13 protein-coding genes and 1 pseudogene are annotated in these 15021 nt (G+C 65.6%); 7 read left to right on the top strand and 7 right to left on the bottom strand.

Features of this window, described 5'->3' with window-relative positions:
• Window positions 1-6: 6 nt before the first annotated feature.
• The 5 genes from yccS to purH form a co-directional block, all read right to left on the bottom strand.
• Window positions 7-2220 carry a YccS family putative transporter gene (yccS, locus tag ACCQ13_RS17110; RefSeq protein WP_159407629.1) on the bottom strand — a complete coding sequence of 738 codons (2214 nt, stop codon included), beginning with the start codon at window positions 2218-2220 and terminating at the stop codon, window positions 7-9.
• A 234-nt stretch (window positions 2221-2454) separates the two neighbouring features.
• Window positions 2455-3036 (bottom strand): DUF4276 family protein, encoded by a 582-nt coding sequence (locus ACCQ13_RS17105; protein WP_104605325.1) that lies wholly within the window; start codon window positions 3034-3036, stop codon window positions 2455-2457.
• Window positions 3033-4226, bottom strand: coding sequence for an AAA family ATPase (locus tag ACCQ13_RS17100; protein ID WP_159407628.1), 1194 nt, complete (start codon window positions 4224-4226; stop codon window positions 3033-3035). Before ACCQ13_RS17100 ends, ACCQ13_RS17105 begins: the two co-directional genes overlap by 4 nt.
• A 152-nt stretch (window positions 4227-4378) precedes the next feature.
• Entirely contained in the window at window positions 4379-5668 is a 1290-nt protein-coding gene (gene purD, locus ACCQ13_RS17095) for a phosphoribosylamine--glycine ligase (protein WP_104604060.1), read from the bottom strand.
• Window positions 5669-5800: 132 nt separating this feature from the next.
• Window positions 5801-7384, bottom strand: a complete 1584-nt coding sequence (gene purH, locus ACCQ13_RS17090) for a bifunctional phosphoribosylaminoimidazolecarboxamide formyltransferase/IMP cyclohydrolase (protein ID WP_104604059.1) — start codon at window positions 7382-7384, stop codon at window positions 5801-5803.
• Between the two features lie 74 nt (window positions 7385-7458).
• Here purH and ACCQ13_RS17085 point away from each other — a divergent pair, with 74 nt between their 5' ends.
• The 7 genes and pseudogenes from ACCQ13_RS17085 to ACCQ13_RS17055 all read left to right on the top strand — a co-directional run bounded on the left by ACCQ13_RS17085 (window position 7459) and on the right by ACCQ13_RS17055 (window position 13472).
• The gene (locus ACCQ13_RS17085) at window positions 7459-8073 is read left to right on the top strand and encodes a CDP-alcohol phosphatidyltransferase family protein (RefSeq protein ID WP_104604058.1); all 615 of its coding nucleotides are present in this window, start codon (window positions 7459-7461) and stop codon (window positions 8071-8073) included.
• An 87-nt stretch (window positions 8074-8160) separates the two neighbouring features.
• Window positions 8161-9916, top strand: a pseudogene (locus ACCQ13_RS17080) (bifunctional alpha/beta hydrolase/class I SAM-dependent methyltransferase).
• Window positions 9913-11250: a phosphatase PAP2/dual specificity phosphatase family protein gene (locus ACCQ13_RS17075; protein ID WP_104604056.1), complete on the top strand. Its 1338-nt coding sequence runs from the start codon at window positions 9913-9915 to the stop codon at window positions 11248-11250. Before ACCQ13_RS17080 ends, ACCQ13_RS17075 begins: the two are co-directional and overlap by 4 nt.
• Window positions 11247-11693: a hypothetical protein gene (locus tag ACCQ13_RS17070; RefSeq protein ID WP_159407627.1), complete on the top strand. Its 447-nt coding sequence runs from the start codon at window positions 11247-11249 to the stop codon at window positions 11691-11693. The genes ACCQ13_RS17075 and ACCQ13_RS17070 overlap by 4 nt, the downstream gene beginning before the upstream one ends.
• Window positions 11690-11872, top strand: coding sequence for a hypothetical protein (locus ACCQ13_RS17065; RefSeq protein ID WP_372372313.1), 183 nt, complete (start codon window positions 11690-11692; stop codon window positions 11870-11872). The genes ACCQ13_RS17070 and ACCQ13_RS17065 overlap by 4 nt, the downstream gene beginning before the upstream one ends.
• Complete coding sequence (locus ACCQ13_RS17060; protein WP_159407626.1) at window positions 11869-12501, top strand: lysophospholipid acyltransferase family protein; 633 nt, start codon at window positions 11869-11871, stop codon at window positions 12499-12501. Before ACCQ13_RS17065 ends, ACCQ13_RS17060 begins: the two co-directional genes overlap by 4 nt.
• Window positions 12498-13472, top strand: a complete 975-nt coding sequence (locus ACCQ13_RS17055; RefSeq protein WP_167526954.1) for a phosphatidate cytidylyltransferase — start codon at window positions 12498-12500, stop codon at window positions 13470-13472. The genes ACCQ13_RS17060 and ACCQ13_RS17055 overlap by 4 nt, the downstream gene beginning before the upstream one ends.
• Window positions 13473-13674: 202 nt before the next feature.
• On the opposite strand, the gene fis is transcribed toward ACCQ13_RS17055, so the two are convergent.
• Together fis and ACCQ13_RS17045 are read right to left on the bottom strand one after the other, a co-directional pair.
• The gene (fis, locus tag ACCQ13_RS17050; RefSeq protein ID WP_104604053.1) at window positions 13675-13947 is read right to left on the bottom strand and encodes a DNA-binding transcriptional regulator Fis; all 273 of its coding nucleotides are present in this window, start codon (window positions 13945-13947) and stop codon (window positions 13675-13677) included.
• Window positions 13948-14062: 115 nt separating this feature from the next.
• On the bottom strand, window positions 14063-14998 hold the full coding sequence (locus tag ACCQ13_RS17045; RefSeq protein WP_104604052.1) for a DUF3426 domain-containing protein: 936 nt from the start codon (window positions 14996-14998) through the stop codon (window positions 14063-14065).
• Window positions 14999-15021: the final 23 nt, after the last annotated feature.

Below are 15021 nucleotides of genomic sequence, written 5' to 3'. Positions count from 1 at the left end.
TGACCGTTAGAGCTTGTTCACTGCCAGGGGGGCTGCACCTTCGCCCGGTGCATCGGTGACGGCCAGCGCTGCAGCACGCAACGTGGGCAGCAGGCGCAGGGTCAACGCCAGTTGGTCGCGCACCAGGCGCTGCTTGGGCGGTAGCTGCACGGCATGCTGTTCGAGCGCTTCGGCCATGGCAAGTGCTTCGCGTTCGTCGTGCAGCGGTAGCGGTTGGTGCTGGCCCAATGCGGTGGCGAGCGCGCCGAGCGCGCGCTGCAGATACTCGCCGGCCCGGGCGATGGCGGCATCGTGTTCGCCCTCCAGTGCGGCGCGGTGCGCGCCCAGTGCGGAGAGATAGCCGAGCAAGGTGTTGGACAGCGCCAGGAAGCGGAACCCCGCTTCCAGGTTGCGCCGGTAGCGGCCCGGCTCGCGCAGCATGTTGGACAGCGCTACCGAGAGCGCGGCATCGGCGTTGTGCATGTCGCGGCGCGCGATGCGGTAGGGCAGGTCGTCGCGCATGCCGCTGGCATATTGCTCCAGCACCTGGGTGAGATACCGCGCGCAGCTGGCCAGCACCGTGGCCATCACCTGATTGAGGCGGCGGCCCTGCCAGTCGGGCAGGATCAGGAACGAGGCCGCCGCGGCGATGGCGCAGCCGATCACGGTGTCGATCAGGCGCGGCCAGATCAGCACGAAGCCATTGCCGAGCAGGTTGAAGCAGAACAGCGCCATCACCGTGATGCCGGCGGTGGCCAGCATGTAGCGGTCGGTGCGCGCGATGAAGAACACCAGGGTGGCCACCAATGCGAGCAGCAGCTGCACTTCGGTGCTGGGAAATAACTGCATCAGTGCCCAGGTGGCGACCAGGCCGATCAAGGTGCCGGCGATGCGTTGCACCAGCCGCAGCCGGGTGGCGCCGTAGTTGGGGCGGCAGACGAACGCGGTGGTGAGCAGGATCCAATAGCCGTGATCGGCATGGATGACGTGCATCACCCCATAGCCCACTACCAGTGCGATGGCCATGCGCAGGCCATGCCGGAATAGTAGCGAGCCGGGAGTGAGTTGTTGGCTCAGGCGCGCGGCCATGTCGCGCAACGTATGCGGCGAAGAATCGCGCAGGCGCGTATCGATCTGGTCGCTGGTAGAGTCCGACTGCGCTGCTTCGGACAAGCGCCGTTCGATGGTCTGCAGGTTGACGACCAACAGTTCTAGCGCGCCCAGCAGGCGTGTCAGCGCGGGATCAGCGCGCGCGTGCAGGTAATCCAGCGACTGGCGCAGGTCGTCGGTGGCCAGGCGGCTGTTGTCGCCGTAGTCGAATGGCTGGCGCAGGCGGATCGCTTCGCCCAGCGCCGCGCAGGCCTTGCCTTGCAGCGCGAGCAGGCGCTGGCAGCGGTACAGCACATCGCTGTGGAAGAACGCGTCGGTCAACGCTTCATACGGGTAATGCGAGGAACTGGCGCGCTCGTGGAATTCCTGTGCCATGTAATACAGCCGGAAATACAGGCCCGACTGCACGCCCGGCCGGCCCGAACGGCCGAAGCGGCTGATGATGGCGGTCTTGGCAGCATTGAGCGCAGCCACCACGCGGGCATTCTGCTCGGCCAGTGCGAGCCGGCGCGCATGCAGGTCGCTTTGCCGCACCGGTTCGAACAGATCGGCCTTGCGCCTGAGATACAGGCCCAGTTCGAAGAATAGCCGCGACAGCCGCTCGCGCACCGGGCGGTTGGCGAACAGGATGGTCCACAAGATCGACAGCACGCCGTACCAGCCGGCCCCGATCATCAACAACGCCGCGCCCTGCCAGGCAATGCGCGGATCGTGGCTGCCGTGTTGGTCCATGCCGATCATGGCGTAGATCGACAAGGCCACCGTGGCCTGCGCGATGGAGGCATAGCGCTCGCCCAGTGCGCCCAGCAGGGTCAGCGAGAACGTGGCCAGCGCCATGCCGATCACGAAGGGCAGCGGGTAGGGGAACAACAGCGTCACGACCGCGGCGGCAGCGGCAAAACACAGCAACGACAACAGTACCGATTTCGTACGTCCCAGCCAGTTGTCATCGGTCTCGGCAATGGCGCTGGCGATGATGCCCAGGAACAGCGCCGGCACCGCAGTGAGCTGTTGCCAGTGCCAGCACACGCCCATCGCCACCGCCAGCGCAATGAACACACGCAGTCCGTAGCTGGCCTTTTCATGGGCCCACAAGCGGCTGAGGCGGGATTCGAAGGAGGTGGTGGCCACGGTCTGTTGAAGGGAAAGCGTGCCCGGACATTATTGCCGCAGGGGCGCGCCATCGGTGTACAGGCCGGCTAGTCCTTTGTCAGTAGGTGGCCTACCCACGCGCTTCGCGCATGCTCTGACTTACATCGCGCGTTTGCGCTCGTTCGTGTGCCGTCCGATATCGCTTAAAGCGCTAGCCCAATGGATCGGTTGGAGCCTGTAGGGACGCGAACTCCCATCAGTAACTTCGTATCTTCAGCCCAGGGCAGTCAATAGTTCGGCTTCCATTCGTTTGACACCAGTCACTAGGTTGCGAAAGCTCGCAGAGCGAGCATTGTCTAATTGAAGATACTTCCCAATCTCCCGCGAGCCAGCCACTTTTTGATATCGACTACCTGTGATGAATTTAAGCTCTTTACTCGGATTGCCAAGCGCATCTGGGGATCTGAATTTACGGTTATTTTGATAGGAGAAAAGCCGCTCCATCTGTAAGGCCATGCCAACCGCCGCGAGATCTGCTAAGTAGAAGGTCTCAAGCTCCGTGCACGCAATTCTAACAAGACAGCATTGAATTTTTCCGGAACGCCTGCAAAGTTCCAGAAGATTCTGCTTTACCGCTCGGCAGTCTGGGTGGCTGTCCAAGTCTCTCAGTATGACAAATCGGGCGAGCGGATTCTGATAGCCACGGATACGGCGTTCAATTTGTTTTTCAAGATCTTGCTTTCCTTCGAACGCAATAAGCCGATATTGGATGTCGCTTGACAAGAGTCGCGGCAGCAAGCTTTCCAACATGGCCCGGGCAGAAGGCTCTTCCAAGAGAAATACCAGCTCCCTCATTGCGGGTCGACTCCTTCGAAGAATCCTTGCTTCCACAGATAACCAAGTTGGTCGCCTTCATTCACGTAGCTGGCAATTTGTTGATTGTCACGCGCGCGATGGACCTCGGTTCGACCATTTCGCTTCACCAGCCAGCAGGCCTCGTCGAGTTCGGTGGCATTCAAAAAGTCAGGCGAGTGCGTGGAGACCAACACCTGGCCGCCACGTTCCGCATACATGCGAAATTCTTCGGCCAGTTCGGTCATGAGTTGTGGGTATAACTGGTTTTCTGGCTCCTCGACGCACAGCAGCGGATGAGGGGAGGGGTCGTAGAGGAGGACCAGATAGGCGAACATTTTGATCGTGCCGTCAGACACGTAACGATCAAGGAAAGGGGTCTTGAAAGAACCGTCCTGGAAACGTAGCGTCAGATAACCGTCGTCCATCAGCTTGGGTTCGACCGAGGCGACTCCCGGGACGCGACGCGCCATGATGTCCAGGATGCGTCGAAATACATCCGGATGACGTTCATTCATGTATTGCGCAACTAGCGGCAAGTTGTCGCCGCTTTCCGACAGGTGTTCAGAGTCGCCGGTCGCTTCCTTGCGTCCTCTCGCTGCGCTGATGTGAAAATCAGAAACATGCCAGTTTTCGATCAATTGCCGAAAAGCGTTGGCAGCTTTGAAACGTTCGAATTGGCCAAGGCCCTTGATTGCAAGCGTGTCAGCGGCGACTTTCTGACTTTCCCTGTCCAGTTCTTCATCGGTTTTCTTGAAGTCTTCTTCGTTGGTGATGGCATAGCCTTCACCTTTGGAGAAATTCAAGAAATGATAGGGACTGCCATAACGTCCGCGTTTGTAGCGCAATAGTTCCCTCTGTACTATGGGGATTCCGTTGTCTTCGCCAATCTCGATTGAGTAGGTGACCAATCGCTCGACACCGGTTATTTCCATCCGGTACTGAAGTTCGATCAAGATGGAATCGGTGGTGGGATCACACCCGCGGCTGAGAACTTCTCGGAAACGCCCCCGCTTGTCCAACGCTTGCCGAACGTTGCCTTTGAGGCAGTCATGGAGGAAGCCGAATACATCGAACAACGTACTCTTGCCTGATCCATTGGCGCCAACGACGACGAGGAACGAGGGCATGTCCTTCAAGTGCACGTCGCGAAATGCTTTGAAGTTCCTTAGCCTGATTGACTCAATCTTCATGCTGCGGACTCCGCGCGTAATCAGTCGTTATGAAAGCAGGTGCAGCGTGGTGTATTCGAGGCACTTGGACAACGTGTAGTGGCTTGCCAGTCGCTGTCAGCTGACTGCCGATCAGCCAGATCCGAATTTCTTTCAGTGGAACGCTTCCCAACTTATTGGCCACGCTCGCGCGCAATTGCACGCCAGCCGATGTCGCTGCGATGAAAGGCGTTGGGCCAATGGATCGGTTGTAGGCCGGCATAGGCGGTGCGTTGCGCGTCCTGCACGCTGTCGCCGAGCGCGGCTACGCATAGCACGCGGCCCCCGGCGCTGAGTACCTGGCCGTCGGCGTCGAGCGCGGTGCCGGCGTGGAAGACCTTGGCGCTGCCAGGCACTGCGTCCAGGCCCTGGATGACTTCGCCGGTGACCGGCGTGCCCGGATAGGGTTTGGCGGCGATGACCACGCCTAGCGATGGGCGCGGATCCCACTGCGCTTGCGTGCGGTCGAGCGTGCCGTCGATGGCCGCTTCGACCAGATCCACCAGGTCTGACTGCAGGCGCAGCATCACCGGCTGGGTCTCCGGGTCGCCGAAGCGCACGTTGAATTCGATCACCTTTGGCGCGCCGTGCGCATTGATCATCAGCCCGGCGTAGAGAAACCCGGTGAACGGCACGCCGTCGGCAATCATGCCCTGCACGGTGGGCTCGACCACCTCGCGCATCACCCGTGCATGCACCTGCGGCGTCACTACCGGCGCCGGTGAGTAGGCGCCCATGCCACCGGTGTTGGGGCCGGTGTCGCCATCGCCGACGCGCTTGTGGTCCTGGCTGGTGGCCATCGGCAAGGCGTGGCTGCCATCGACCATGGAAATGAAGCTGGCTTCTTCGCCATCGAGGAATTCCTCGATCACCACGCGCGCGCCGGCATCGCCAAAGGCATTGCCCGAGAGCATGTCGCGCACCGCGTCTTCGGCCTCGGCCAGGGTCATCGCCACGATCACGCCCTTGCCGGCAGCAAGACCATCGGCCTTGACCACGATGGGCGCGCCTTTCTCGCGCACGTAGGCTAGTGCCGCGTCCACGTCGGTATGCACGGCGTAATACGCGGTGGGAATGCCGTGGCGGGCGAGAAAGTCCTTGGCAAAGGCCTTGCTGCCTTCCAGCTGCGCGGCCTTGGCGGTGGGCCCGAAGATGCGCAGGCCAGCGGCATGGAAGCGATCGACCACGCCCAGCACCAGCGGTACTTCCGGCCCGACCACGGTGAGCGCGACATCTTCGCGTTGCGCCAAGGCGAGCAGGCCGTCCAGGTCGTCGACCTTGATCGCGACATTGCGGCATTTGGCTTCCGTGGCAGTGCCGGCATTACCGGGTGCCACCAGCACCTCGCTCACGCGCGGGGACTGCGCGATCTTCCAGGCCAGGGCATGTTCACGGCCGCCGGAGCCGATGACGAGAATTTTCATTTGAGTGCCGGGAATGGGGAATAGGGAATGGGGAATAGCAAAGTCTTTGATCCTGCAGGCCGTACGGTGTGGAGCGGCATCTGGAGAGCCGCTCTTGCGATTCCCGATTCCCGATTCTCCATTCCCGACACGTCAGTGCCGGAAATGCCGCACGCCGGTGAACACCATCGCGATGCCGTGTTCATCGGCAGCGGCGATCACTTCGCCATCGCGCATCGAGCCGCCGGGCTGGATCACTGCCTTGATGCCAGCCGCAGCCGCAGCGTCGATACCATCGCGGAACGGGAAGAACGCGTCCGAGGCCATCACCGAGCCGGCCACCGTGAGCTTGGCTTCCTCGGCCTTGAGCGCGGCGATCTTGGCGCTGACCACGCGGCTCATCTGCCCGGCGCCCACGCCAATGGTGCGGCTGTCCTTGGCGTAGACGATCGCGTTGGACTTGACGTACTTGGCCACGCGCCAGGCGAACAGCAGATCGCCCAGTTCCGCCTCGCTGGGCGCGCGCTGGGTGACCACGCTCAACTCGCCCAGCGACATGCCGCGGTTGTCGGCCGATTGCATCAACAGGCCCGAGCCGATCCGCTTGGTGTCGTAGTTGTTGAGGCCATTACCGTGCGGAATCTTGAGCACGCGCACGTTGGCTTTCTTGGTGGCGTATTCCAGCGCGCCGGCCTCGTAGTCGGGCGCGATCAGCACCTCGACGAACTGGCGATCCAGAATGGCTTTCGCCGTCGCTGCGTCGAGGGTCTTGTTGAAGGCCAGGATGCCGCCGAAGGCGCTGGTGGGGTCGGTGGCATAGGCCAGCTCGTAGGCATCGCCGCAGGCCGCGCCCACGGCCACGCCGCAGGGATTGGCGTGCTTGACGATCACGCAGGCCGGCGCGTCGAACTGGCGCACGCATTCCCACGCCGCATCGGCATCGGCCAGGTTGTTGTAACTCAGTTCCTTGCCCTGCAGCTGCTGGAAGGTGGCCAGCGTGCCCGGCACCGGATACAGATCGCGGTAGAACGCGCCGGACTGATGCGGGTTCTCGCCGTAGCGCAGGTCCATGACCTTGATGAAGTTGGAGTTGATCTGCGCCGGGAACGGGCTGCGCGTGGGCACGGTTTCGGCGCTGTCCGCCACCGCCGAGAGATAGTTGCTGATCGTCGCGTCGTACTGCGCCACGCGGTTGAACGCGGCCACCGACAGCGCAAAGCGCTTGGCGGCCGAGAGCTGGCCGTCGTTGGCGTCCAGCTCGGCCAGCAGGTCGGCGTATTGCGCCGGATCGGTGGCCACGGCCACGCGCGCGAAGTTCTTGGCCGCGCTGCGCAGCATCGCCGGGCCGCCGATGTCGATGTTTTCCACCGCATCGGCCAGGGTGCAATCGGCCTGCATCGTGACCGACTCGAACGGATACAGGTTCAGCACCAGCAGGTCGATCGGCACGATGCCGTGCTCGGCCATCACGGCTTCATCGATGCCGGCACGGCCCAGCAGGCCGCCGTGCACCAGCGGGTGCAAAGTCTTGACGCGGCCGTCCATCATTTCTGGAAAGCCGGTGAGATCGGCCACGTCGGTGACCGGCAGGCCGGCCTCGCGGATCGCCTTGGCGGTGCCGCCGGTGGACAGCAGCGCGACGTTGCGCGCCGCCAGCGCGCGGGCCAGGTCGAGCAGGCCGGTCTTGTCGGAAACGGAGAGCAGGGCCCGGCGCACGGGCAGCAAATCAGTGGCCATCGGTGGGGGATGTCGAAGCGGGGCAGCCGATATTGTAGGCTGCGTCAGCGCCCGAATGGACTCAACACCCCCGTATGGCCTCGATCTATGCATTGAAGGGACGCTTCCAGGCGCTGCTGCGGCCCATGGTGGGCGCGCTCTACCGCGGCGGCATCACCGCCAACCAGGTGACGCTCACCGCGGCAGCGGTGTCGCTGCTGGTGGCTGCGGTGGTCTACCGCGCCGGCGCCCACTGGCCCTGGCTGTATCTGCTGCTGCCGGTGTGGATGCTGCTGCGCATGGGCCTCAATGCCATCGACGGCATGCTGGCGCGCGAGTTCGGCCAGCAATCGCGGCTGGGCGCCTACCTCAACGAACTGTGCGACGTGCTGGCCGATGCGGCGCTGTACCTGAGCCTGCTTGGTGTGCCGGGCGTGGGCGCGCACTGGCTGTGGCTGTTCGCACTGCTGGCCGCGCTGACCGAATACGCCGGCGTGCTCGGGCTGATGGTCGGTGCCAGCCGCCGCTACGACGGGCCGATGGGCAAGAGCGACCGTGCCTTCGTCATTGGCGTGGTGGGGCTGGGCCTGGCCTGTGGCCTGCTGGGGCCGCGTGGCGTCACCTGGGTTGCCATGGCGCTGTGCGTTGCCTGCCTGGCCACGGTAGGGCGGCGGGTGCATGCCGGGCTGGCGCAGGCGCCGGCCGGCTGAGCGGGCCGCGCTGGCCCAGAAACTCTCCGCCCGCACCATCATCGGCGCGACCGCTGCACCACCACTGTTGTTTTTCAGGATGATTCCATGCGTGAGGTTGTAGAGCGGCAGTTCGCCAGTTTCGATGGTGCCTGGCTGTTTTATCGGCATTGGCCGGCAGCGGCGGCAGGCGCCGCGCCCAAGGCGGTGGTGCTGCTGCATCGCGGGCATGAGCATTCCGGCCGAGTGATGCATTTGGCCGAGGAGCTGGATCTGCCCGATGCGCAGTTCTTCGCCTGGGATGCGCGGGGCAATGGGCGCTCGCCGGGCGCGCGCGGCGATGCGCCGGGCTTCGAGGCGCTGGTGCGCGACCTGGACAGTTTCATCGCCCATCTCGGTAGCGCGCATGGTATTGCGGTGCAAGACATCGCAGTGATTGCACAAAGCGTGGGCGCGGTGGTCGCGGCGACCTGGGTGCACGACTACGCACCGCCCTTGCGCGCGTTGGTGCTGGCCTCGCCGGCGTTCAAGGTCAAGCTGTACGTGCCATTCGCACGCGCAGGGCTGACGCATGATGCATGCGCTGCGCGGTAATTTCTTCGTCAACAGCTACGTCAAGCCGCAGTGGTTGACGCATGACGCGCAGCGCGCGGAAAGCTACCGCAGCGATCCGTTGATCACCCGCCCGATCTCGGTGCGCGTGCTGCTGGGCCTGTACGCGGCCGCAGATCGCGTGGTGGCCGATGCGCAGGCGATCACCGTGCCGACCCAGTTGCTGGTCTCCGGCGCGGACTTGGTGGTGCATCGCAGCCCGCAGGACCGCTTCTACGAAAACCTACGCTCGCCGATCAAGCAGCGGCACTGGTTGCCCGGGTTCTTCCACGACACCCTGGGCGAGCGCGACCGCGCGTTGGCGATCGCGCCGATCCGCGCGTTCGTGCAGGCACGCTTTGAACAGCCGCCGGTACGCGCCGACCTGCGCGATGCGGACCGTGCCGGGCCCAGTTTCGATGAAGCCGAGCGGCTGGCCTGGCCGCCGCAACGCAACAGCCTGCAGGATCTGCGCTGGCGCGGCGTGCGGGCGGGTCTGCGCCTGGGAGGAACGCTGTCCGAGGGCATCGCGCTCGGCCTGCAGACCGGTTTCGACTCCGGCAGCACGCTGGATTACATCTATCGCAACCAGGCGCGTGGACGCGGCCCGCTCGGGCGCCTGATCGACCGCAATTATCTCGATACGATCGGCTGGCGCGGCATTCGCATCCGTGGCGCGCACCTGGGCGAGTTGCTGCGCGATGCGGCCAGCCGCCTGCGCCAAACAGGCCAGCCGGTGCGCGTGCTGGACGTGGCTGCCGGCCATGGCCGCTACGTGCTGGAAGCGCTGGGCAGCGGCGCGCAACGTGCCGATGCGATCGTGCTGCGCGACTTCAGCCCGCTCAACGTGACCCAGGGCAGTGCCTTGATCCGCACGCTGGGCGCGGACGATATCGCCCGCTTCGAACAAGGCGATGCCTTCGACCCGGCGGCATTGGCGGCAGTGCAGCCGGCGCCGACCCTGGCGGTGGTGTCGGGCCTGTACGAGCTGTTTGCCGACAACGACCAGGTGGCGCGTTCGCTCGCCGGCCTGGCCACCGCAGTGCCGCCGGGTGGCTATCTGCTCTACACCGGCCAGCCCTGGCATCCGCAGCTGGAGTTCATCGCGCGCGCGCTCACCAGCCATCGCGATGGCGTGGCGTGGGTGATGCGCCGGCGCAGCCAGCAGGAGATGGATGGGCTGGTGGAAGCGGCCGGGTTTGCCAAGCTGGACCAGCGCATCGATGCATTCGGCATCTTCACCGTGTCGCTGGCGCAGCGGATCCCGGCATGACGCCAGGCGCGCGCCCCACCGGCCGTGCCGCGCTGTGGCTGGCAGTGCTGGGGCCGTTCTTCTTCCTCAGCTACGGCCTGGCCAATACCCTGGCCGGGCGCGCGGGCGGCGTGCCTTCGGTGGTGTTCGACTGGGAACACGGCATGCCGTTCTGGCCGTGGACCATCGTGCCGTACTGGTCGATCGATCTGTTTTATGCCGCCTCGTTCTTCGTCTGCCGCACCCGGCGCGAACTGGATACGCACGCGCTGCGCCTGCTCAGTGCACAGCTGGTCTGCGTGGCCTGCTTTTTGCTGTGGCCGTTGCGCTACAGCTTCGTGCGGCCGGACACCGACGGCGTCTTCGGTTGGTTGTTCGCGGTGTTGCTGGGCTTCGATAAACCCTTCAACCAGGCGCCATCGCTGCACATCGTGCTGCTGGTGGTGTTGTGGGTGCGCTATGTGCAGCAGTTGCCCGGTGTGTGGCGCTGGCTGTTGCACGGCTGGTTCGCGCTGATCGGGGTGTCGGTGCTGACCACGTATCAGCATCATTTCCTGGACATTCCCACCGGGCTGGCGGCGGGCTGGCTATGCGTGTGGCTGTGGCCGGAGCGCATTGCCGCGCCCTTCGCACAGGCGCGGCCGGCGCGGCAGGCACGTCGTTGGGAGCTGGCTGCGGCGTACCTGACGGGCGCGCTCATCAGCACGGCGCTGGCGATAGCGATCGGCGGCGCCGGGTGGTGGGCACTGTGGCTGAGCCTGTCGCTGGGTCTGGTCGCGCTGAACTACGCAGCGCTTGGCCCGCTCGGTTTTCAAAAACGCAGCGACGGGCGCCTGAGCCTGGCCGCGCGCTGGCTGTTCGCGCCGTATCTGCTGGCCGCCTGGTGCAATGCGCGGGCGTGGACGCGCCGCGACCCGCTCCCGCGCGTGGTCTGCGATGACGTCTGGCTGGGCCGCATTCCGCTGCCCGCACAGCGCGCCGGGTTTGCTGCCGTGGTGGATCTCAGCGCCGAACTGTCGCTGCACGCGGCACGCCCGCACGACCAGGTCATTGCGATGCTGGATCTGGTGGCGCCGCCGCCGGCCCGCCTAGCGGCCGCCGCCGATGCCATCGACGCCGCCCGCACCCAGGGGGCGGTGCTGGTGTGTTGCGCGCTGGGCTATTCGCGCAGTGCGGCCAGCGTTGCAAGCTGGTTGGTGCGCAGTGGCCGCGCCCGCGACGTGGATGCGGCCATTGCGCAGCTGCGCGCGGTGCGCCGGAGGATCGTGCTTGGGCATGCCCATCGCGCGGCCATCGTGGCGGCATGCGGCGGCCATGACAGCGACGACCTTACGCCCGAACGGAGACCACAATGACCACCTCCCCGATGACGCTGTCCACCATGCGCGCCGTGCTGCGCCAGGGCGCAGCGCTGGATCGCTTTTCGCTGGTGCTGCTGGCGGCGGCGATCGCCCTGCTCGGCGTGGCCGACGCGCCGCCGTTGATCCAGGTCAGCTATGCATTGAGCGCCATGGCCGGCGTGGTGCAGCGCTACTGGGCGTTTCGGGTGGGCCTGGATGCAGACCTGCTGGAGGGCACGATTGCGCATCTCGGGCACGTTGGCGGCAGTGAGCAGGACGCCGCGCAGCAGCTGGATGCGGCACTGCACGCCGTTGGCCTGGTGGCGGCACGGCCATCCCCCTGCGATTGGGCAGCGCGCTGGAACGGCATGCGCCGCCTGCTGCGCTGGCAGCTGGCAAGCGTGATGGGACAACTGCTGCTGTTTGCGGCGGCATTGGCCTTGAGGATCTTCCGATGAGCAGCGCGCAAGGACCCGGCCAGCACGAGGCGTTGCAGGCCATGCCGGCGCAGTGGATGGGCCAGCCGCACCGTGCGGCCTGGGTGCTGGTCGGCGCGTTGGCGGTGTTGATCGCCGGTGCGTTGCTGACGGTGGTGTTACGGCGGCGCACGCTCGTGCGCACATTGGAGCAGACATGATTGCCCGCTTGATCGCACGCGCCTGCAGCGGCGCCATCCGCACGCTCACCGGTGCACGTGCGTTGTGGCGTGGCTGCGCGCCCTCCAACGAGCGCCGTGTGTATTACGGCAACCATGCCAGCCACGGCGATTTCGTGCTGATCTGGTCGTCGTTGCCGGCCAGCCTGCGCCGTGAAGTGCGTCCGGTGGCTGCGGCCGATTACTGGCAACGCACTGCGCTGCGGCGCTATCTGATCCATGCGGTGTTCAATGGCGTGCTGATCGAGCGCGATGCGACGCGGCGCACCCGCGACCCGATCGACTGTCTATGCGATGCCGTGGATGCCGGCGATTCGCTGATCCTGTTTCCCGAGGGCACCCGCAATCCCGACGAAGGCGTGCTGCCGTTCAAGAGCGGGTTGTATCACCTGGCGCGGCAACGGCCGGAACTGGAGTTCGTGCCGGTGTGGATCGACAACCTCAAGCGGGTGATGCCCAAGGGCAAGTGGCTGCCGCTGCCGCTGCTGTGCACCACCACCTTTGGTGCACCGTTGCGGCTGGAGGCCGACGAAGACAAGCACGCGTTTCTGGCGCGGGCGCGCGAGGCGCTGCTGGCGTTGTCGCCGGACCAGCTGGAGGCGCGCGCATGAGCCTGTCTCTGTACAGCGGGCAGTTGCAGCAGTCGTCGATGCATCAGCAGACGCTATGGTTGTTCACCGGCATTGCGTTGGTGCTGGTGATTGCCACGCTGATTTCCGAAACCCTGCGCTGGCGCGCACGCGCAACCCCCAGCGCGGTGCTGGACAACCTGGTGGCGCGCATCCGCGCCTGGTGGGTGATGGCGGCGGTGGTGGGCATTGCCTTCGTGTTCGGCCGTGCCGGGGTGATCGGGCTGTTTGCGCTGGTGTCGCTGTTTGCGCTGCGCGAGTTCATCACCCTCACGCCTACCCGGCGTGGCGATTACTACGCGCTGCTGGCGGCGTTCTACATCGTGCTGCCCTGGCAGTACGGGCTGGTGTGGACCGGCTGGTACGGCATGTACACGCTGCTGATTCCGGTCTACGCGTTCCTGGTGCTGCCGATCCTGGCCACCATCGGCGGCGACACCACGCGCTATCTGGAGCGCACCGCCAAGGTGCAATGGGGCCTGATGATCTGCGTGTTCTGCATCTCGCACGTACCGGCCCTGTTGAACCTGGAGATCCCCGGCTATGCCGGGCGCAACCTGCTGCTGATCGCGTTCCTGGTGATCGTGGTGCAGTCCTCCGACGTGTTGCAGTACGTGTGGGGCAAGCTGGCCGGCCGGCACCTGATCGCACCGAAGCTATCGCCGTCCAAGACCGTGGAAGGTTTCATCGGCGGCGTGCTGTCGGCCAGCCTGCTCGGCATGGCGCTGTGGTGGATCACCCCGTTCGCGCCCTGGCATGCATTCGGGCTGGCGTTGGTGGCCAATCTGATGGGCTTTTTCGGTGGGTTGGTGATGTCGGCGATCAAACGCGATCGCGGCATCAAGGATTGGGGCCATATGATCGAAGGCCACGGCGGCGTACTCGATCGGCTGGACTCGGTGTGCTTTGCCGCCCCGGTGTTCTTCCATCTGATCCGCTATGGCTGGGCGTGAGCATTTGCATTGCAGCAAGGGCGATGTGCAGCTCTAGATCCACACTCCACTGCTCGGGCAACAGCGGCGTCTTGCCGACCGCAACGTTGAGCTGGTCGACTCGTCCATCGCAGTGGGAACCCGATGCACGCCACGTCTCGCCGCGGCATGCTCTTACGATTCCCGATTCCCGATTCCCGATTCCCGATTCCCGATTCCCGGCCTACGTCAGCCCGTACTCTTTCAGCTTCTTGCGCAACGTCGCGCGGTGGATGCCCAGCATCGCCGCCGCGCGGCTCTGGTTGCCTTCGCAGTGGTTGAGGACCTCCACGAACAACGGGATCTCCATCTCGCGCAGCACGATGTCGTAGACGTCGTCGGCGTCGCTGCCATCCAGGTCGCGCAGGTAACGGCGCACGGACTGCGCCACGTGTTCGCGCAGGGGCGACTTCGGGGCGCCACGACTGCTGTCAGGACGGGAGGAGGCTGCGTTCAAGGAAAGTTCCCAGTGTCACGAAGCCGGGTCGCGTGGCCGGCGAGGGGGAGTGAGTCTAGCGCGTGCCCTCATCGCTCGCCACGCCCGTGTGGCCACCCGCGCAGGTCCGGGTCCGCTAGCGGAAGTCGAACCTGAAGGCCGCGGTGCTTGCGGCCGGTTCACGCACGGCGAACGCGACGTGCACCGCCTGGCCCGGTGCAAGCGTGTCCTGCCCGGCCGGCACCTGGCCCAGATAGTCTTGCGGCGTCAGCATGCGCGTGCCGATCACCCGCCCATCGACATCGGACAGCGACAGTTGCATCCATGGCCAGGCCTGTGCCCAGCGGGCATCGTTGCGAAAACTGGCCTGGATCTGCAGCACCCCGGGCAGACCGGGGTGCGGGCGCACCTCGCGGTTGAGCAGGGTCAGCGCGGCCGGCTCACGCCAGGCCGGCAGCGTGCACCGCAGCATCGCGCAGGCCGCGCCCGCCAGCGGACGCCAGCGCGCATCGCCGGCCAAGCGCGCGCGGTCGGCCACCACCATCTGTAGGCCCAGTAAGCCCACCAACCCCAGCAGCACGGCCCACTGACGCCCGCTGGCACGCAGCGGCGGACGCGAGGAGCCACGCCGCGCAAACCTGGGGGCAACAGGCCCGGGCAAGGGCAGGAACGGTGCGGTAGTGGCAGGTGCCTGGGGGTCGGTGGGCGTTGGTGCGGCACCGGCTTCCTGCGGCGTTGCGTCCTGAGCGGGGGCAACGGGCAGTTCGGGCAGGGGCATGGGCACGGACGACGCGGCGTCGTGAGGGCCGGCGGCGTGCTCGGGTGAGGCCGAGGCGGGCATCACGGCGGCGCCTAGGAGCGCGCCGGGGGGCGCACAGTCCGGTTGGCCGATACCCGGCACCAGCGCTGGCGGCTCCGGGACGGCCGCTGGCATCAGCCCGGCCGCCGGCAAGGTTGACTCCGGCGGCTCGACGGGTGGGGCCACTGGCGGCCTCGGGACCAGCACCGGGGCGATGGGCGTGGCACGCAGGAACGTGGCCAGGGGGCGGCGCGGTGGCGGAGTGTCGGACATCGGTCGCAGTGCAGCGGAAAGGG

The sequence above is a fragment of the Xanthomonas sp. NCPPB 1638 genome (assembly GCF_041475635.2).
Lineage (GTDB): Bacteria > Pseudomonadota > Gammaproteobacteria > Xanthomonadales > Xanthomonadaceae > Xanthomonas > Xanthomonas cucurbitae.
This window is presented reverse-complemented; position numbering and strand designations above follow the sequence as displayed.

Bases quoted from the DNA above. Each gene is read 5' to 3' on its own strand.
- ACCQ13_RS17085 (WP_104604058.1), top strand. From the start codon at position 7,459: ATGGCCTCGATCTATGCATTGAAGGGACGCTTCCAGGCGCTGCTGCGG.
- ACCQ13_RS17075 (WP_104604056.1), top strand. From the start codon at position 9,913: ATGACGCCAGGCGCGCGCCCCACCGGCCGTGCCGCGCTGTGGCTGGCA.
- purH (WP_104604059.1), bottom strand. From the start codon at position 7,384: ATGGCCACTGATTTGCTGCCCGTGCGCCGGGCCCTGCTCTCCGTTTCC.
- ACCQ13_RS17070 (WP_159407627.1), top strand. From the start codon at position 11,247: ATGACCACCTCCCCGATGACGCTGTCCACCATGCGCGCCGTGCTGCGC.
- ACCQ13_RS17045 (WP_104604052.1), bottom strand. From the start codon at position 14,998: ATGTCCGACACTCCGCCACCGCGCCGCCCCCTGGCCACGTTCCTGCGT.
- ACCQ13_RS17055 (WP_167526954.1), top strand. From the start codon at position 12,498: ATGAGCCTGTCTCTGTACAGCGGGCAGTTGCAGCAGTCGTCGATGCAT.
- purD (WP_104604060.1), bottom strand. From the start codon at position 5,668: ATGAAAATTCTCGTCATCGGCTCCGGCGGCCGTGAACATGCCCTGGCC.
- ACCQ13_RS17105 (WP_104605325.1), bottom strand. From the start codon at position 3,036: ATGAGGGAGCTGGTATTTCTCTTGGAAGAGCCTTCTGCCCGGGCCATG.
- ACCQ13_RS17060 (WP_159407626.1), top strand. From the start codon at position 11,869: ATGATTGCCCGCTTGATCGCACGCGCCTGCAGCGGCGCCATCCGCACG.
- ACCQ13_RS17100 (WP_159407628.1), bottom strand. From the start codon at position 4,226: ATGAAGATTGAGTCAATCAGGCTAAGGAACTTCAAAGCATTTCGCGAC.
- ACCQ13_RS17065 (WP_372372313.1), top strand. From the start codon at position 11,690: ATGAGCAGCGCGCAAGGACCCGGCCAGCACGAGGCGTTGCAGGCCATG.